Here is a 17,621-nt window from a genome sequence, read left to right on the forward strand (position 1 = left end):
GGTTCCCACAGCATTCCTCCCCTTGAGGCACTGCGCCGATCGCGCTGTAGGCCCGCGGTATTACGATCATCGGAGCGCTGCTATTGATCGTTACCGGCTGATGTATTGAGGTTCACCCCGGGTTGTGGACACCGAGTAGAAAGTTGAGGCTGTGCATCGTGTGATCGATTCGGGTCGCACGGTCGCTGAAGTGTCCCGTGAGCTGGGTGTTCACGAGAGTTTGCTCGGTAGGTGGGGGAAAGACGAGCGGCGCGGGATCGCTGCGGCCGAGGTGCACGGTGAGAAGCCCGTGGATGCGGCTGAGGGGGCCGCATTGCTGAGGCTCCGAAGGCAAGTCAGCGAGCTGGAGAAGGACAATGCGTTCCTCTCGAAAGCTTCGGTGTACTGTGCCGCGATGCAGCAGAACCGGCCCGGTTCGATCCGATGGCCGGGTACGCCGGCCCCGGCGACATTGCCCGTAGGGCCGGCACGAGGGCGCCCCAGGGGCAACGGTTCTCGATCGCCCGGATGGCTCGGCTGCTGGAGGTATCGAGGTCCGGTTGCTACCAGCACGTGAAACGCGGGGCGGCAACCACTCTCACGCCGCGCCGGCAGCGGCGCGCGGACCTGGCGGTGAAGATCCTGGATGTGCATGCCGATTCCGGCCACACCTACGGGTCCCCGCGGATCACCGGCGAGCTGCGCGGGCGCGGTGAGGTCGTGAACCACGAGACCGTCGCGGAGATCATGGCCGGAATCGGGATCGAGGGCATCAGCCCGCGCACGTTCAAGGTCCGCACGACCGTGGTGGGTCCGGCCGCGTCGTTCCCGCCGGATCTGGTCTGCCGCGTGTTCGATCAGGGCCGCCCCGATGCGGTGTGGACCACCGATTTCACGTATTCGACCTGCGGTGAAGGCGACATGTTCTGATGTGCCGTCCGGGACGGGCATACCCGGCGGGTACTCGGGCACGCGGTGGCCGATCACATCGGCGCCGGCGTGGTCACCGCGGCGATCGAGCAGGCCGTCGCCGTGCGCGGCGGTCAGGTCGCTGACACGATCCTGCACTCGGACCGTGGTGGCGAGCACCGCCCACCTCACCGCGAAAGCCTGCGAACGTCACGGCCTTCGCCGGTCGATGGGCGCTACCGGCATATGCTGGGACAACAGCCCCTCCGAATCGCTGTGGTCAACCCTGAAACACGAGTTCTACTACCGCCACACCTTCACCCGGAAGCCCGAACTCGTTGCCGCAGTTGACAAGTGGATACACTGGTACAACACTACGAGACGGCACTCCGCGATCGGCGGCATCAGCCCCATACGCTACGAGCAGTCCATCACGACAGTCACAGCGAACGCTGCGTAACCAACTGTCCACGGTTCGGGGTGAACCTCAGCCAGCAGCAGGAGTCGGAACAGCAGCTCGCGGCTAAGGCCAAGGCTCTTAAGCGCAAAGCCAAGACCCTCGAGCGCAAGTTGCCTGCAGGCGAGACTGCCCGCTGACTCAGTACCAGCCCTCAACGCTGAGCAGATCCGGCAGGCCCTCCACAAGCACTTCACCTATCTAACCGATGGCCGGTGCTCTGGATGCGGGCGCCTTAGGCCAGCAGCGTCAAGACCTCGGCGAAGCGTTACCGGGGCGGGGCAGGAAACTTACTGACTGGTCGCTGCGAATGACTGCGTGGGGGCGTATCGAGCCGCATACTGTTTGCTGGTCGAGTCCATCTGTACGGCTTGAATCAGCCTGTCGCGTCGGACGATTGGGAAAAATTGAGCGAGCGAAACGCGCTTGAGCGTGTCGGGGTGGGTAGGTGCGAACGCTGACCGGGGGCGCTGCCCGAAGCTGTCCGGTCCGGCGGTGGTCCATATCAGTGCAGTTCTAGGCTATTTTGGCGTTGTTTCGGACGCCAGCTGACAGCGCTGCCACCGCTTCGTCGATGTCCGGCGCTGGCCGGTGCTATTTGGAACCGGAACATCGGCTTCCCGCGCAGCGTGGAGGCATGGCTCCATCGCGAGCAGTCGACTACCCCCTCTGAACTGGTAAGTTGGGTGTCCACGAAGTCTGTCTGCTATCTTTTCAGCGGGTCCAGCGTGGCTCAGCGCCGGTGTAGTTTAGTGGTAGAAGTCTGAGATTTGGGCCTTTCCCGGTTTTTGAGCGCTCAATTCTCCCAGCTCCGTGGGTATTTCGGACTTCTTGTCGACTGCCGTGGATGTGGCTGATCTGTGCGGTTGGGAAATTTCGGCAAAGTCGAGTGCATCCGGACGTGCTCAGGTGATGGGCGACCCCGCGAGTCGGGAAGGTGTGCGTTGTTACCGGTGGCCAGTACCAGACCAGAACAGTCCGCGGTGTCCAGCGGGGCCCGGCCCCTCTGCGCCACCGCCCGCTAATCGGGATCCACCGCGAGGAACGGGAGATCCAGTGCGGCGCAGGCGGATCCGATGGCGCGGCATCCGGAGTGCAACGGTGTAGGAGCCGTACCTAGCTGAATGCTTGCTAGCCAGGAGAATTCCCCCGCGCGCCGCGCGGTCGGCGTGTCGCGGTGGGAGGCACTTGCAGCGAAACCAGTTGCATCACAAGAGCACAACTGGTTACTCTGCTGAAGATCCTGTCAGGCGTATCTGCCTGCAGGGGGTGCGTCGGAGGGCGAGATCGGCGTGATTCGGCAACCAGCCGAGCCTGATTCGGCTGGTGCTGTGCCTCTTCCCATTGCGCTGACTAGCGCACGACGCTGAGAGCTTTCCCATGATGTATCTCCTTGCGCTGCCGGTAGGTTGCTTCGGGCTGGGACGGACGGTGGACTGACATGGCCCACGCCAAGAAGCGTTACAGCGGGCGGACCGCCTACTACACCGCGCACGTCACGATCGGCCCAGGCCAATACGCCGCGTTGCGCGATGAAGCAGGCAAGCCGGTTAGGTATCCGAGCAAGCGGGCTGCCGTGCAGGCGGCGGACCACGCTGAGGTTGAACATCGGCGCGGAGCTGGGCTCTCGCCTGGCGCATCCGCGGTCGCTTCGGGAGTGACCACGATGCCGGGCCGCAAAGACCCCGGCAGCATGCTGTTCTCCACCTACGTCCAAAAGTGGTACACGCGACTGGATCTCGTCGAGACCACGATGGTCGGCTACAAGTCGGCCATCGAGTGCCACCTGCTACCCAAGTTCGGGCCATACGCGTTGAAGGACATCGACGCGGATCTCATCGCCGAGTGGGAGAAAGAAAAACGCGCCGCCGGCTACATGCGGTCGAGCATCACGCTCTGGCGCGGACGCTTGTCTCTCATCCTGAACGACGCGGTTACCGAAGACAACCTGATCAGTAAGAACCCCGCCGCCCGTAAGCGGGGCCGCGGCCGACGGACGAGCCGCAAGCGGGCCCGTCCGTCGTCGCAGCTCCTGTTGTCTCCTCTCGACGCGCTGCTCGTGGCCGAGCGGATGGCCCTGCTGTCCGGCCGTGACGACGAGTTCGTATGGGAGATTCTGAAGCGGTGGACCGGGTTGCGGTCCGGCGAGATCCACGGCCTCGAAACGCGATACCTAATCAACACCGGCCATCCCCGTCGGCGGCTGCTACAAGTCGAATGGCAGCTGGCCGAGGTACACAGCAAGCCGATCAGGATCCCTCCAAAGGACGAGTCCTACAGGAACATCGACCTCCCACTGTTCCTGTGGAACCTGCTCAGCGACCAAGTAGCGCGGACACAACCACAGCCGTGCCCATGCCATGGTTATCGTTATGTGTTCACGGGAAACCGTCGTCGACGGGCCGTCGGTAACCCGAACGGCGCAACACAGTCCGCCGTGGCGAAGAAGGCCGGTGTCTCCGACCGAACTGTTCAGGCAGCGTTCGGGTCCAACGGGCGGCTGTCGGACGAGACACGGGCAAGAATCCTCGCTGTAGCCGACGAACTCGGCTATCAGCCGCCCGCTCCCGGTGAGCGAGCACCACACTGGTCCCGGTCGTCATTCCGAGAATGGGTGTACATCCCGGCGACCACCGGTCACTATCCGGCCAACGCAGGGCAGCCACTCCGACCAGTACCGGTGAAATCCGATGAGCTACAGGGCATCCCGGTGCGAGGTTCGAATGTGTGGAATCGGGCCGACGCGTGCTGGACAGTGATCTGCGCAGACGGCCGCCCGCACCGCAACCGGCACAGCCACCGCACCGACCTTGAAGCAGCACGCATCCCACGCGTGCTGATCGACGAGAGGATCGGCCATGAGGACGCATCGGTACAGGCCAACTACACCCATGTCACCGACGACATGCGAGACGAACTCGTCGAGATGCTGACAGCTCAGTGGTTCGAAGCGCTGGATGCCCGGCTGGCGATGTGCCCGACCTCGCCCGTCCGGGTCCTGAACGAGCTGCTGCACGCCCGGGCATATGCGCGGTCACTGTTCATCGTCGCCTGAGCACGATCCGCCATGGCATCAGGCCAAACGATCGGCGAACTGGCGACTTGAATCGCTCAGCAGCCAGCGGCTTTCAGCCGGTCAAGGAATCGGCCGGTAACGTCGACCATTCCTTGCATGGTGCGGAGTGCTCCCATTTGGTCGTGTGTGTAACCGGGGACCTCCAGTAGTTCGAGGTACGCGGTCCCCCCGCGTCCTCGCTCTGGTCGGGGTGGGCCTGCCAGCGGGCGAAGGGCACGGCCTCGGGCAAGTACGGCGCCTTCCATGAGCGGTTGGCCACCTTGGGGCAGCTCGGTGAGATTGTTATAGCTCTCATCCAGCGACGCGGAAGCGCGATGAACGACGACATGGATAGTGCGGTGCTTGTCCAGCACCACCAGCCTGTGAAGAACGTGCAGCTGTTGATGGCTGGGATCGCTGCTATGCATCGGCTGATTTGCCGCAATCTCGTTCCAGACGGCCCGATCGACCCAGGGGGTCGAGGGGTCGATGTATTTTCTCTCCTGAATTGGCCATTTGGCCGGGTCATCTACGACGGGGAACTGAATAGACCTCTGTTCGTCTTCGGTGAGACCTGGGTGTCGGGCAACGATATGACCGAACAGAGCGTGGTCGAGGGCACCGCGCAGGTTGGTGAGGATGTCACCGATCATGAGTCCCCAATCCTCGCTGGGTGGAGGGACTTTCAGTCTCGCGATGCACTCGATGATCACCTGCTGGGAGTCAAGCGGGTCCGTTCTGTGCCGGACGTCAAAGCGAATCGCATCGCTGTCGCGGTAGTCCGTAAGGCTCGTTTCGAAGTTTTCGAGATGCTTTCTCGCTCTTGACAACTTGGCGAAGGCGCTTTTCATGACGTAACAAAATAGCGGTTGAAAGAGGCCGAATCTAGAGGCTTTGGGCACGGATGAGTGGTGCCTGTGGTCTCCCCGGCTGACCTTGCCCGGTGGTGGCTCATAGCTGACAGTCGGCTTGGCCACCTACAGCGCATTCGGCAGCGCAGAAATTTCCTTGCCGTGACGAAGGGGCTATGCCGTTGGCCGCCTCGCCCAACGCTCGGGTGCGCTGCCCAATTTTGGTGGCTTCGGGATCTGACAAGGTCGAACATGGTTGGGGAAGGCGATTCGCTCTGAGATGCCGGTGGCTGCGTATCGCCGGGGCCTGCTGTGTGGGTTCACCATCCCAGCGATGGGGCCAGCTGCGTCAGAACAGTCGCCAGGGCGAGATTTCCAGCAGGATTGAGCATCCATCATTCCGAGTTGCCTCCGGATGGCGAGAATCGACGGACTCAGCGAGAACCAACGGATTACGATGACTGGCTGAGCGTGTCCGTTCCGATGTGGCGGTACGAAAGGCGAACAGGGTGAAGTGTCGACTCGGTCCTGACGGCATTCACTTGTTCGACCGCGCAACCGGCCTGAACGTGCTTATCGATGAAGTGAGGGTCCCAGAAGGCCAATGGTCGGTGGCGCCGCGGCAGGTGTCGATCGCGGTTACGAACGCCTGCGACCTGACCTGCGCATACTGCTACGCGCCGAAGCATCGCGCGCACCTGGACCCGAAGCGCCTATGTGAGTGGATAGTCGAGCTCGACGACGCCGGCACCCTCGGCATCGGATTTGGTGGTGGAGAACCGACCGTGTACCGACACATTACTGACGTCTGTATCTACGCCGCTGAACACACTGGGTTGGCCATCACTATGACGACCCACGGGCACAAGTGGAACGCAGACCTGGTCTCACGGTTAAAGGATGCACTGAACTTCGTGCGGATCAGTGTCGATGGTACTGGGGCCACCTACGAACGGCTGCGCGGTCGCAGTTTCGCCGAACTGCGCGTGCGGCTGGACCTTATCGCTGAGGGCTTTCCGTTCGGGCTCAACTGTGTCGTGAACGCTGAAACTGTTGGGCAGCTGACTGCGGTCGCGGATCTGGCAGCTGAGCACGGGGCCGCTGAACTGCTCTTGCTGCCTGAGCGACCCACTGCCATCGGTCGGGGAGCGCCTCGTGATGTCTTGGACCAGCTGGAGACATGGGTGCTGTCGTACTCGGGTTCGGTACCGCTAACCATTTCCGAGGACGCAGCGATATCCATGCCAACGGCTGTGGCTCTGCCGAACGAAACTGGGCTGAGGTCGTATGCGCACCTCGACGCCAGCGGCATTGTTCATGCGTCGTCGTACTCGGAGGCTGGACAGAAGGTTGGCGAAGACGGAGTATTGGCAGCGTTTGGACGGCTCGCAATGACGGAGGTTGCATGAAGGTCTGGAGCGGGTACGGGACCGAGCACTCGATGAACTTGGTTATGATCGGGCAATTCGAGGACGCGAAGTCAGCGCGGGCGGCGAAGGACGTCATCGATCGGTTAACCAAGGCAGTCGAAGCTGATGAGGCGGCAGGTAGGCAGGTAAGTGACTCACCAGAGGAGTTCAGCGAACAGATGTGGCAGCTGTTGCGCGAGCTGGAGGTGAACAGTCTCGGGTGCGCCGATCTTGAGCAGTTCTTGTACGACGTTCAGGTCAAGGTCGAGCAGGATAAGGTCGTTATCATCACCGATGAGGTCGAAGTCATTGCGTTCGTCAAAGTGCTGCTCCACCGTGGCGCGAAGCTTGAGGTGTATTCTGCGCACGAGCACAAGGGTACCGGTTATGGTCGGCCCACATGAGGCTGCATGCTTCTGAAGCCGGTGCGCTGGTCAGATCGAAGGCCGGTGATTCTGTAATTATGGATGCCTGGGCACCTTCATTAGATTTGCCACTTCGGTTGCGGTGAGGGCCGATGACGGGATTGAACTGGGAACGGTTCGAGCGCCTTCCGGGTGACAGCCGTGCGAATTTCGAGCTTTTGTGGCGAGGAGCCATTTGGCTGAACTACAGCAGGTTCGGAATATTTAGAGCTCGTGCTCAACAGCCTGGTGTCGAGTTTCATCTCAAACTTGAGCGGGATTGCTCGCTTGGTGACGCTGGCCAATGGTTCGGCTGGCAGACGAAGTGGTGGGAGATCGGGTCCGGGACTCAAATCGGGGCGACCCGCAGGAGAGACGTCGAGGACTCCCAAGCCAAGACGAAAACGCATCTGCCAGATCTGACCAATTGGGTGTTGTGCACGCGGCGGCCGCTGACCCCGACCGATCAGGCGTGGTACGACGGACTGACACCTGGGTTCTCGCTGGACAACTGGGTCACTGACGAGCTCGCCAACCTGCTGGTCGGGGAGGCTGCGCTGCTACGTGATACGTACTTCGGCGATCTCGTCCTTGAACCGCACCGTCTGGGTGAGTTGCGGCAGGCTGCGGTGGAGGAGGTGCGGGAACGATGGTTTCCCGAAGTGCATCAGAGCACGGACGCCGAGCAGGCTCTGCGCCGGATGCTGGCTGAGCCGGAAGCTTGGGCGCACTTGGATACGGTCGGTACCGAAATCTCAGAACTGATCGAAGCCATCGACCGTGAGGTCGCAGCGAGGCCGTTGCCCGCCGGCATACAAACTGAGCTGGACGCTCTCCTCGTGACCGCTACGACGATCCGTGATCTCCTCGCCGCCGCGCACGAGCACTTGGCACTCGGTGGTGAACACAGCTGGCTTGAGCTCGGCCAGGTGGACGTCCCGCTGTCACCGCTGAAGACGCCGCCGGTCTTGCGGCGTCTGCGGGCCGCGAACCATCCAGCTTCCCTACCCTGCACTAACCTTGTGGCACGTACTCGTCGCGCCGCAGCTGTTGCCCGAGAAGTGTTCGACCAGTTGCAGATTCAGCTCGCTGTAGTGACTGGTGAAGCCGGTTACGGGAAGACGCAACTCGCTGCGAAGCTCACCGCTGCGACGGAGTCGCGTCCGGCAGGTGTTTTGCTGTACGGGCGTCGGCTGGGCGCCCGCGACGAACTAGACAAGTTGGCGAAGCAGGTCACACGGTCTGGTCAGCCCGTGGAGACGTTCGAGGCTCTCCTTGCTGCAGTTGATGCTGCTGCCGCTCGCGCCCGATGCCGATTGCCGGTGGTCATCGATGCGCTTAACGAAGCGGAAAGCCCGCGTGCATGGGAGCCGCTTCTGCGAAAACTGCAGATCACGTTGAAGAAGTACCCGTCGGTATTGGTCGTGTGTACGATCCGTGAGGCCTTCGTGCCCGGCGCAATTCCGCCGACGGTCACTGACCTGATCGAGCTCAATGGGTTTACCGAAGACCTCGACGAGGTTGCGCAGAAGTATTTCGACTTCTTCAACATCGACGCCAGTGGCGCCGATCTTCCGCGTGAGCTTCTCCGGCAGCCCCTAGCGTTACGCATCTTCTGCTCAGTTGCGAACCCGAGTCGCGAGAACCGAGTCGGGCTGGCGCTCCTCCCTCGATCATTGAATGAAATGTTCGACGAGTACCTGCATGACGTGACTCAACGCATCGACCAACTGCACACCAATATCAGCAGCGAAGACGTCACAAGGGCTCTCAAGCGCCTCGGCGTCGAGATGTGGGAAGCTCTGTCGCGCGATGTCAATGAGATCCGAGTCCGCGAGCTGTTTTCAGACAACGAACGTTGGGAGGACAGCATTCTCGCGGCTCTTGTACACGAAGGAATCCTCATTCGTCAGCCAGCCGAGGAGGGGTATGTACACGATAGTACGGCTCATTCGAGAGTGTCCTCAGCTGGTGAAATGAAAGTTGCGATTGTTTACGACCTTCTGGCAGGTCACATCATTGCCTCTGCGATGGTATCCACAGGTGGCATCGGATTCGCGCATGCGTTGCGGACGCCTGAGATGACATTACGGTTCGCCAGCGACGGTGAGAAATTGCACCCGCTCGCGGTCGATATCTTCGACGCGTTGACGTTCGTTCTGCCAAAAGCCGGGTTGGGGCAATTGTGGCAGATGGTTGAGGATCCGCTGATGGATGCTGCCCTGGAACGAACCACCGAACTGAGTGCGTCCGCTGTGGATGCTGCCACGATAGAGGCGTTCACAAACAACTTCGTGTCTTTGGCGGGTCGGCACGGCTTCTGGTTCCGGATGCAATCGGTGCGTGCTGTCGTATCGCATCCGTTGAACGCTGACTATCTCGATTCGTTGCTGCGGCCGATGGCGGTCGGGGAGCGCGACCTGTTGTGGTCTGAGTGGCTAAGAAGTAATGCGGAGGTGATGCTGGGTGATGTTCATGCGCTGACAGCGCGTTGGCAACAGCGCGCAGGCCGCACCGAGGCTGATGGATTGCGGGCCCGGTGGCTTATGTGGATGTTGACCAGCACGGTCCGCGACTTGCGTGATGCTGCAACTGCGGCATTGTACTGGTACGGACGTGGAGACGCTTCAGGGGTGTTTGCGCTGGCCCTCAATGCACTGACGGTGAACGATGCGTATATCGCTGAGCGGATGGTCGCCGCCGCTTATGGGGTCGCCACGGCGTACCAGAATTTCGAACCCGAGTTCGGCGACGATCTCAAAATCTATCTACACCGGCTGGTTCCGATCGTTACTGGGCAACAGTCTACTGCGCCTACCTATCACCGACTGACTCGTTACTATCTCGCAAGTACGGTCGCGTTCGCCCGCGCGCACTACCCCGGTGCCGTCCCCGCAGCATTGGCTGATGGGATCGAGTTCGCGAACGCCGTTCTTCCCGCCCCTCTACACGACGGTGATGTTCGACGAGAAGAGGTAGACGCCACCATTCACATGGATTTCGGTAACTACACATTTGGTCGCCTTTTCGAGGACCGCAACAACTATGATTACGAGCACACAGGGCACGCTGAGGTAACCGACCACGTTTTGGGAGTTATCTATGACCTGGGATGGCGAAAGGAGCAGTTCTCGGCCATCGACTCCTCCATCGGCTCGCGCCGAAATTATCGCGATAAGGGGCGTACAGACCGGTATGGCAAGAAGTACGGGTGGATCGGGTTCCACCTTGCATCGGGAATGCTCGGCGCGCGCGGAGAACATGTTCCTTGGCTTGAGGTCGATATCGACCCGACGTTTCCGCAACCGTCGCCGGTGCTGCCAATCCAGATTCCGAAATGGGCGAAGCCCACACCGTATGATGACCGCAATTGGATGCTAGATGGGATTGTTGAGGTTCCCGACGAACTCCTGTACTGCGAGACCCTCGACGGGTCGGCGGGGCCGTGGGTCCTCGTACACGCTGAACTCAATGCCAAGGATGCCGAGACCGGCAGGAGCGTGTTCGGATTGTTTAACACGGTAGCCCTCCAGCACGACGTCCTAGATGCTCTACTGGCGTGGTGGTCGGCCGTCGATCACCCTGGCCGCGACATTATAGAATTGCCAACTGCATATTACTTGTTCGCTGGCGAGATTCCGTGGCATTCGCGAATGGTGACATCCGGCGACGACATCGCCGGTACCGGCCCCCCTCCGCACACTGGCAACCCCGGTGGCGACAGGGAGGGGAACGAAAGCGACCCACATGAATTTGAAGACCCCTACATCGATAGCGTGCGATTCTACGACACTGACGAGGCCGGTAAAAATGAGCCGACAGACGACATTGCAGAGGTGGACGAGAGCCAGGCGTCCGTCGATGAGAGTCTCTACACCCCCGCAAACGAATGGCCCTTATACCGGAGGATTGAGTATGAATCTCTCGCGCATTCATTCGCCTGGGAGGCTCACCACAGTTCCGAAAATCAGCAGTTCGCCTACGTGCCGAGTCAACGGCTCTCACAATGGTCAGGGCTACGCGCTGCAAGCGCCAGCTTCGACCAAGTCGATGCTGATGGGCGACCTGCAGCCAAAAGCTACTCCGCGCCCGCAGGGTTCCAGGGCCATCTATTGTATATTCGCGAGGACATACTCCGAGTATTCGCCCAAGGTCGGGCAGTGATCACCTTTGGCTGGGGCGAACGGCAACCTCAGATATCGCTGGAGGGGGACATACCAGGGCGAATTCGAGCCGTATACCAGTCCCGCAAGAATATTTGGCGCACACACCGCATTGTTGCGGATTGAACTGCAACGCTCAGGTGGGTCGAGTCGGGACGCAAAGCACTATCACGCCGCGTGCCGAGCAGTCGCCATGCGCTCAGAATACTGTCACTACTTCCAGCCGCCCCGGTTCATGCGTTCGAAGTATTCGTCGTCTGCGGCTTGGATCTCCTCTTCGGTCTTCGGTCCGATGTTAGCCTCCTGTCGATCTCGACCGTTGTGGAGATGCTGTAGTTGGTCTCGGACGCGCGGATCTGCCTTGGCCGCAAGCCGTTTGATCTTGCTCCGGGCTTCGGTCCGTGCCTTGCGGTGACAGGCGACGATGGCGGTGGTGAGCTGGCTGTTGGTCCACCGCATGGCTCCGGTAGCGATCTGCAGGTCTGTGATGTCACCGTCGGCGTTCACCTCGATTGCGACACCGCGCATCTCGCCGTGGCCCCGGACCGCTGATACGGCCTTGGCGAGTTGCTGGCTGCTGCGGCGGATCTCGTTGAGTTCTTGTTGGAGTTGCTGTTCCCATTCCTGGATGTCGGTCATCGCCGTAAGTCGATCCCTTCGTCGACGGGCAGGGAGTAGATGACGTCGCCTGGTTTAACTTGCGCTGAAATCTCGGCGGAGAAGGTGAGGGCATACTTGCCCGGGGCGGACTGATGAAAATCGAGGGATTCAAGGGTTCCGCGATAGACCGTCCCTTCCAGCTTGCGTAGCTCGACCGGCTGGCCGACAGAGAAATCACTGACGGCTCGTCCGATGGTGAACGGGTTCGGTTGGAAGCTGGCCGGGAGCAGGCTTTTGACGTGGAATTCGCTCACCGCTTCACGCCCATCGCTGAATGACGGTGCCAGCGTTGATGATTGGCCGGAGGTCGGCGTCGAGGACGATGGTTGTCTTGCCCGGTGGGCTGTGGATCTCGATGGATTTGATCGTCGTGGTGGTTGTCTCGTCGCCGTTCTGCACGGACACGGTGTCGCCGATGCTGACCGGCTCGCCGGAGAGGGCTCCGGTGACGTAGATCCGCCCGGCCCGGCCCGGCAGGACGTCGACTCGCTCGACGACGAGGTGTGAGATGGCGTTTGTCATTGTGTGTTCCTCCGCCAGGTGGCAACGAAGCCGTCTTCGGCGTCGTAGGCTTCTTTTTCCAACGCGGCCGTCCTCGAGCCTATGGTGCCGTCCGCGTACTGTCGGACATGCACGGCCTCGTGGGCCAGGGTCCGGACCAATGTCTCCTCGTCCTGGAATGCGGCCGGTCCGAGCTGGACGCCGAGGTCGTCGGTGCGGGCGATCGCTTCCTGGAAGTCGAGATACCTGATCGTGTCCGCGTCCTCGGTGATCTCGAGCCTGGCGGCGCGCAGGTCGACGCCGGCCAGCTGCGCGTAGTGTTCGACGGTTTCCATGGTTCGCGGCAGGCCGATATTGCCTTCCAGGACTTCGCGATTCGACAACGCACCGGAGCGCGAATACATGCTGGCGGGCATGCCGTGGCCGAGGAACTTCGTGCGTGCTGCTCCCACCCACACGCGGACCTTCTCGAGCAGCGGTTTCAGTCGCTCGACCAGTGGGCGCACCGCCTCCGCGATAATCTTGGCCACCCGCGCCGCGAGTTCGGCGATGATCGTGGTGACCCGCCGGGCCTTCATCGCGATCCGACCGGCCAGCGCCGTGTTGCCGATCCACTCCGACGCGGTAGCGGTGAACGGTGCGAGCACCGCGAAGGCGGCCTCCGCGGCGGCGGTCTCGATGGCGAGTGCTTTGAGCTCGTCGAGGATCTGGTGATGCGCCTCGTCGAGGTAGTGGGCGTACTCCCCGCACGCGTCGCCCAGCACCTGACATGCATCGGCCAGTGCGGTGAGGTCGGCCTGCCGGGTCTGGCAGGTGTCCACGGCGACCCCGATCTCGGGGGACTGCTGGTTGTTCAGCAGTTCGACCGCTCGCGGCACCTGACCGGCGATTGTCCGGAAATCCGCCGCGGCGGTGTGCCAGGCGGTTTGGGCGGCGTTGAGCTGGTCCTGGTGTCCGTTCGGCCAGGCAAACCCCACCATGTCCTTGATCAATGACCAGCCGAACGGCTCCGGGACACCGTCTCCCGCCGCCGACGGCGTGTTCTCTGGCAGGCAGGGATCGACTGACAGCGGCGGCGCCGGCGGCGTGGGCAGCTCGCGATGCGCTGCCGCGGCCTCGGCCACCTGGTGGTTGTGTGCGCCGACCACGATCAGGTCCCGGGTCTGCCCGCACGAGGTCGCCAGCTTCGACGATGCCGAGATGGCGAGCTGAGCGGCCTCGTCATAGGCGGCCGCCCACTGTGCGCCGACGCTGTCGCTGCCCGCCATGCCCGCGTACGCCATCAGCACCGCCGCGAGGGACGAATGCGTTGTCACCGCATCGGTGGACATCTGCCCGAAAACCTCACCGGCAGAGTGATATTCCTCGGCGCGATGAACGATCACCGGGACGGTCGGGGTCGTCATGTCGGCCACATCCCGACGTTCGTGTGCCCGGCTTGGGTGTAGACGGTTCGTGCGTGCTCGAGCGCGGCACGCAGCTCCGCAAGCGCGGTGTTCATCTCGGCCGCCCCGGTCGCCCATTCCGCGCTAGCGGTGCGGTGTGCCTCGGCGGCCTGGCCGGACCAACCAATGTGCAGTTCGGCGACGCGAGCCTGGATGTCGCGGAGCCGGTCCTCGATCCGCTTCTCGAGATCACTGGCCTGGTCGACCAACGACTGCATCCCCGCTAGGTCGACACGGAAGTCGCTGCCGCTCATCTACACCGCCTCGGGTCCGGTCGCGGTGATCGAGGCGGCGCTGCCCTGCTCGGTGCTGCGGAAGCTGCTCGCGGCCTGGCGCAGTGCCGCGGCATCGTGTTCGAGACCGGTGACGACCTGGCGTGCGCCTTGCTCCCACTCGTCCCACGCCTCGCTGTGCGTGCCGGCCGCTGGGCCGTTCCAGTCGCCGCCCACGAACGACCGGACCTCACGCATCAAGTTGCTGAGATCGGTGCCGAACTCCCGCGCCGACGCCTCCAACCAGTCGGCCGCGGCGTGGACGTCCTCCGGTGTGACATCTACAGGATCCGCCATACCTCCCCCTCAGTAGATCAGGCTTCCTTCGCACTATAGGACGACGTACACGTCGAGGTGGGGCCCTCTCCCATCGACGCCGGGTCGCATGCCACAGGCCCACGCATAACTTCGTCGGCGGGCTCAGTCCTGATCGAGGAGATACCCCTCACGGGGCGTTGGTCTGGGTTTTCTCGTCCTCGGAGACGGGGAGGTCGTCCATGAGCTTGCCGGGCGTCGTGGCCAGTCCGCTCGCGAACTTCACGATGTTTTCGAGTCTCGGGCTCCGGCGGCCTCGTTCGACCTGACCGAGATAGGTCCAGTGGACACCGCAGGCGTGGGCGGCTGTTTCCTGGCTCCACCCAAGTTCGTTTCGCCGGGCACGCAGCCGCTCCCCGAACGCCGCAGCGGTCGGGTTGAGCGGAGGCCTGCCTGAGCCAGACATATCGAGCCAAGCAAAAACGTCCAGCGCGTAATGATCCAGAGCGTAAACGTCCTAGGTCTATCCATCCCATGCATAAACGTCGTACTATGCTCGGCTCGATCCCGGCGCCTGATCTGCTCGACCGGACCATTTCTTCGGTTCGCGCAATACAAGCTCGGCCAGTGTCGGAGGAATCTGCCCGTACTGATCGACTGCCGCCAACACACGAGATAGGAGCTTGGGCATTGTCCACACTGACCGTGGAAGGACTTCAGGACTGCGGCAATCTCTCAATCGAGACTGAGCTGTCCGCAGCCGAGCTTGCCGATGACGCCGCGTTACGTCTGCCTCAATCCATCGCGCTGACCGGGTACGGCCTCGCCAAACATAGGCTGGGCGACCTCACGCTGCGTAGCGGAATTGCTGCGTTCGCGGCTCGCTCGAGCGGAGCCGCCACGACCGCGCCGCCTCCGGCTGCGGTCGAGGATCCCGGTGACATGCTGTTCTCGGTGTATGTCGAAAAGTGGTACAAGCGGCTGGATCTCGTCGAGAGCACGATGAGTAGCTACAGATCCACGATCGACTGCCACTTGTTGCCGAAGTTCGGACGTTATCCATTGAACGCGATCGATGTGGACCTGGTCGCCGAGTGGGAGAAGGAAGAACGAGAGGCAGGAAACAAGCGGTCGAGCATCGCACTCTGGCGCGGCCTATTGAGCACCATTTTGAGCGACGCGGTGACCGCCGACCGGCTCATCTCCTTCAATGTCGCCGCGCGCAAGCGCGGTCGTGGTCGAAAGACGAGCCGCCGAAGGAATCGTCCAGCGTCGCAAGCGATCTTGTCCGCACTCGATGCCCTGCTCATTGCGGAGCGGATGGCGTTGCTGAGTGGTCGGGACGACGAGTTCGTGTGGGAGATCCTGAAGCGCTACACCGGTATGCGGTCCGGCGAGCTCCACGGGCTCGAAACCAAGTACTTGATCAACACCCGGCATCCGCTGCGCCGGGTGGTGCGGGTCGAGTGGCAACTGGCCGAAGTGAGAGGCAAGTTGATCAAGAGCGCTCCGAAGGACGAGTCCAACCGGGATGTGGATGTGCCGCTATTTCTCTGGGACTTGCTGACCCAGCATGTGTCTCGGACTCAGCCGACGCCGTGTTCGTGTCACGGCGCGACCTACGTTTTCACCGGCAACACCCGGCGGCGAGCGGCCGGCGGTTCGGCGGGTGTCTCGCGGGCCGCGGTAGCAGCATTGGTGGGTGTCTCCGACTACAAGGTGCGGGCTGCCTTCACCGGCGGTGCCCGACTGCCGGACGAGACACGGGCGAAGATCTACGCTGCCGCTGACGAACTGGGTTACAAGCCGCCGGCCCCGGGGGAGCGAATTCCGCACTGGACACGCTCATCGTTCCGGGAGTGGGTGTACTTCCCTGCGGTCACCGGGCACTATCCCGCCAACTTAGGACGGCCGCAGCGCCCGGTGCCAGTCAAAGCCGATGCACTGCAGGGGGTTCCGGTGAAGGGGCCGCACACCCAGAAGCGGACCGACGCGTGCTGGACAGTCATCTGCAGCGACGGTCGCCCGCACCGAAATCGGCACAGCCACCGGACTGATCTGGAGGAAGCGCGCATCCCCAAGGTGTTGATCGATGAGCGGATCGGGCACGAGGACACCTCCGTCCAGGCGAACTACACCCACATCACCGACACGATGCGGGACCAGCTTGCCGAACTGCTGATCGATATGTGGTTCGAAGCACTGGATGCGCGTCTCGCGATGTGCCCCACCTCGTCGGTCGCTGTTCTGAACGGGCTGCTGCACACGAGGGCACAGCAGGTGGGATGGGGGGCTGCTGCACGGAGAGGTGACACTGTCACCAGATCCTGCAGCAACCCCGGCGTTCAGCTATGTGGCGACTCATGTCATGAAGGCTCAACTGTCGCCAAATAAACCTGTTTCGTGTTCCCTGAACAGGGGTGTGGTCGTTCCCATCTCGACGGGGTCCTCGTGGGGTGGTTCGTTCGTGCGTTGCTCCAGCAACCAGGTTCTGAACTTGCGCCGCCGGTGGGCGGCCGTTTCGACGGCCTCCCATTCGCGATCTCCCGGACGCCATACGTCCTCGATCCGACTGCTCAGTCGCGCAAGACAGGTCGCTACTTCCATGAATTCGGTGCTGTCCGGAACGGTGCGGCGGCCCCGGCGATCCAAGGTCGGGCGGTCTCCCCGCGCCAGATAGTTCAGTTCCAGGCAGAAGTCGCAATGGATCTGGTCCTCTGGCAGACGGGTGGCCCCGAACGCGAGAAACTGATGGATTCTGTCCAGGTAGTAGTGGTCGAGTTTGTAGGGTTCGGGCCGATGAGCGATATGTAGCAGCGCAAGGCGCGCGCAGGTCATGGCATCGGCGCGCGGAGGAACGCTGACGTCGACTGGCCATAGGCGACGCAACGGCTGTTCACGAAGTCGCATGATGTCGTGCGGGCCGCTGGGGTCGTACAGCGTGTTCACAATCTTGTTCATATCTGTGTCCTCGTCATCGCTGTGCCAGTACGCGCCGTCGTACTCGATGACGAGACTATGCCGGTGCTGTTCGCCGATCGGGAACATCATGTCGGCTCGAAGCGCGTAACGTCCGCCGACCTTGTAATTGGGGCTACCACCGCCGAACACGAAGTTCAGAATCGAGAAGATATCGCGCTCGATAACCGACTCGCCGGGCTTACTGTCCCCTGGTCTGCGAAACCGACCGATCCCATTCCAGCCCACCGTACTGACGATAGCGGGCACTACCGACACGACTCCTTGCCACAGCTCTCTGCC

General features: G+C 62.1%; 17 protein-coding genes. 8 read left to right on the plus strand and 9 right to left on the minus strand.

Features of this window, described 5'->3' with window-relative positions:
• Positions 1–151 precede the first annotated feature (151 nt).
• The 4 genes from D892_RS49595 to D892_RS0113000 all read left to right on the plus strand — a co-directional run bounded on the left by D892_RS49595 (position 152) and on the right by D892_RS0113000 (position 4,400).
• Positions 152–556 carry a transposase gene (locus tag D892_RS49595; protein ID WP_156959491.1) on the plus strand — a complete coding sequence of 135 codons (405 nt, stop codon included), beginning with the start codon at positions 152–154 and terminating at the stop codon, positions 554–556.
• Complete coding sequence (locus D892_RS46620) at positions 508–909, plus strand: IS3 family transposase (protein ID WP_232236076.1); 402 nt, start codon at positions 508–510, stop codon at positions 907–909. Before D892_RS49595 ends, D892_RS46620 begins: the two co-directional genes overlap by 49 nt.
• Positions 851–1,348 carry an integrase core domain-containing protein gene (locus D892_RS49600; protein ID WP_369801747.1) on the plus strand — a complete coding sequence of 166 codons (498 nt, stop codon included), beginning with the start codon at positions 851–853 and terminating at the stop codon, positions 1,346–1,348. Before D892_RS46620 ends, D892_RS49600 begins: the two co-directional genes overlap by 59 nt.
• A 1,438-nt stretch (positions 1,349–2,786) precedes the next feature.
• Entirely contained in the window at positions 2,787–4,400 is a 1,614-nt protein-coding gene (locus D892_RS0113000; protein ID WP_024801653.1) for a LacI family DNA-binding transcriptional regulator, read from the plus strand.
• 56 nt (positions 4,401–4,456) lie between these two features.
• On the opposite strand, the gene D892_RS46630 is transcribed toward D892_RS0113000, so the two are convergent.
• The gene (locus D892_RS46630; RefSeq protein ID WP_156959494.1) at positions 4,457–5,251 is read right to left on the minus strand and encodes a hypothetical protein; all 795 of its coding nucleotides are present in this window, start codon (positions 5,249–5,251) and stop codon (positions 4,457–4,459) included.
• Positions 5,252–5,760: 509 nt separating this feature from the next.
• Here D892_RS46630 and D892_RS0113010 point away from each other — a divergent pair.
• From D892_RS0113010 to D892_RS0113020, 3 genes are all read left to right on the plus strand, one after another.
• On the plus strand, positions 5,761–6,660 hold the full coding sequence (locus D892_RS0113010; protein WP_024801655.1) for a radical SAM protein: 900 nt from the start codon (positions 5,761–5,763) through the stop codon (positions 6,658–6,660).
• Entirely contained in the window at positions 6,657–7,064 is a 408-nt protein-coding gene (locus D892_RS0113015; RefSeq protein WP_024801656.1) for a DUF6375 family protein, read from the plus strand. Before D892_RS0113010 ends, D892_RS0113015 begins: the two co-directional genes overlap by 4 nt.
• Before the next feature lie 113 nt (positions 7,065–7,177).
• The gene (locus D892_RS0113020; RefSeq protein WP_024801657.1) at positions 7,178–11,353 is read left to right on the plus strand and encodes a hypothetical protein; all 4,176 of its coding nucleotides are present in this window, start codon (positions 7,178–7,180) and stop codon (positions 11,351–11,353) included.
• Between the two features lie 87 nt (positions 11,354–11,440).
• Here the strand turns inward: D892_RS0113020 and D892_RS0113025 are convergent, their stop codons facing one another.
• The 7 genes from D892_RS0113025 to D892_RS45100 all read right to left on the minus strand — a co-directional run bounded on the left by D892_RS0113025 (position 11,441) and on the right by D892_RS45100 (position 14,826).
• A complete protein-coding gene (locus tag D892_RS0113025) occupies positions 11,441–11,866 on the minus strand; it encodes a YbaB/EbfC family nucleoid-associated protein (protein ID WP_024801658.1) in 426 nt (141 codons plus the stop codon).
• Positions 11,863–12,141: a hypothetical protein gene (locus D892_RS0113030; protein WP_024801659.1), complete on the minus strand. Its 279-nt coding sequence runs from the start codon at positions 12,139–12,141 to the stop codon at positions 11,863–11,865. Before D892_RS0113030 ends, D892_RS0113025 begins: the two co-directional genes overlap by 4 nt.
• 4 nt (positions 12,142–12,145) lie before the next feature.
• Positions 12,146–12,409 carry a hypothetical protein gene (locus D892_RS0113035; protein ID WP_024801660.1) on the minus strand — a complete coding sequence of 88 codons (264 nt, stop codon included), beginning with the start codon at positions 12,407–12,409 and terminating at the stop codon, positions 12,146–12,148.
• Positions 12,406–13,794, minus strand: coding sequence for a hypothetical protein (locus D892_RS0113040; RefSeq protein WP_024801661.1), 1,389 nt, complete (start codon positions 13,792–13,794; stop codon positions 12,406–12,408). The genes D892_RS0113035 and D892_RS0113040 overlap by 4 nt, the downstream gene beginning before the upstream one ends.
• Positions 13,791–14,087 carry a WXG100 family type VII secretion target gene (locus D892_RS0113045; protein WP_024801662.1) on the minus strand — a complete coding sequence of 99 codons (297 nt, stop codon included), beginning with the start codon at positions 14,085–14,087 and terminating at the stop codon, positions 13,791–13,793. The genes D892_RS0113040 and D892_RS0113045 overlap by 4 nt, the downstream gene beginning before the upstream one ends.
• Positions 14,088–14,402, minus strand: a complete 315-nt coding sequence (locus D892_RS43650; protein WP_024801663.1) for a WXG100 family type VII secretion target — start codon at positions 14,400–14,402, stop codon at positions 14,088–14,090.
• Positions 14,403–14,550: 148 nt separating this feature from the next.
• Positions 14,551–14,826, minus strand: coding sequence for a helix-turn-helix domain-containing protein (locus D892_RS45100; protein WP_084161050.1), 276 nt, complete (start codon positions 14,824–14,826; stop codon positions 14,551–14,553).
• 224 nt (positions 14,827–15,050) lie between these two features.
• On the opposite strand from D892_RS45100, the gene D892_RS0113060 reads away from it, so the two are divergent.
• A complete protein-coding gene (locus D892_RS0113060; RefSeq protein WP_198036887.1) occupies positions 15,051–16,754 on the plus strand; it encodes a hypothetical protein in 1,704 nt (567 codons plus the stop codon).
• On the opposite strand, the gene D892_RS0113065 is transcribed toward D892_RS0113060, so the two are convergent.
• Positions 16,737–17,588, minus strand: coding sequence for a hypothetical protein (locus tag D892_RS0113065; protein ID WP_156959495.1), 852 nt, complete (start codon positions 17,586–17,588; stop codon positions 16,737–16,739). The genes D892_RS0113060 and D892_RS0113065 overlap by 18 nt on opposite strands.
• Between the last annotated feature and the right edge of the window lie 33 nt (positions 17,589–17,621).

The organism is Nocardia sp. BMG51109 (assembly GCF_000526215.1).
GTDB lineage: Bacteria > Actinomycetota > Actinomycetes > Mycobacteriales > Mycobacteriaceae > Nocardia.

Excerpts from the sequence above, each read along its gene's own strand:
- D892_RS0113040 (WP_024801661.1), bottom strand. The coding sequence starts at position 13,794 with ATGACGACCCCGACCGTCCCGGTGATCGTTCATCGCGCCGAGGAATAT.
- D892_RS0113035 (WP_024801660.1), bottom strand. The coding sequence starts at position 12,409 with ATGACAAACGCCATCTCACACCTCGTCGTCGAGCGAGTCGACGTCCTG.
- D892_RS43650 (WP_024801663.1), bottom strand. The coding sequence starts at position 14,402 with ATGGCGGATCCTGTAGATGTCACACCGGAGGACGTCCACGCCGCGGCC.
- D892_RS49600 (WP_369801747.1), top strand. The coding sequence starts at position 851 with ATGCGGTGTGGACCACCGATTTCACGTATTCGACCTGCGGTGAAGGCG.
- D892_RS46630 (WP_156959494.1), bottom strand. The coding sequence starts at position 5,251 with ATGAAAAGCGCCTTCGCCAAGTTGTCAAGAGCGAGAAAGCATCTCGAA.
- D892_RS0113020 (WP_024801657.1), top strand. The coding sequence starts at position 7,178 with ATGACGGGATTGAACTGGGAACGGTTCGAGCGCCTTCCGGGTGACAGC.
- D892_RS45100 (WP_084161050.1), bottom strand. The coding sequence starts at position 14,826 with ATGTCTGGCTCAGGCAGGCCTCCGCTCAACCCGACCGCTGCGGCGTTC.
- D892_RS0113025 (WP_024801658.1), bottom strand. The coding sequence starts at position 11,866 with ATGACCGACATCCAGGAATGGGAACAGCAACTCCAACAAGAACTCAAC.
- D892_RS0113000 (WP_024801653.1), top strand. The coding sequence starts at position 2,787 with ATGGCCCACGCCAAGAAGCGTTACAGCGGGCGGACCGCCTACTACACC.
- D892_RS46620 (WP_232236076.1), top strand. The coding sequence starts at position 508 with ATGGCTCGGCTGCTGGAGGTATCGAGGTCCGGTTGCTACCAGCACGTG.
- D892_RS0113045 (WP_024801662.1), bottom strand. The coding sequence starts at position 14,087 with ATGAGCGGCAGCGACTTCCGTGTCGACCTAGCGGGGATGCAGTCGTTG.
- D892_RS0113015 (WP_024801656.1), top strand. The coding sequence starts at position 6,657 with ATGAAGGTCTGGAGCGGGTACGGGACCGAGCACTCGATGAACTTGGTT.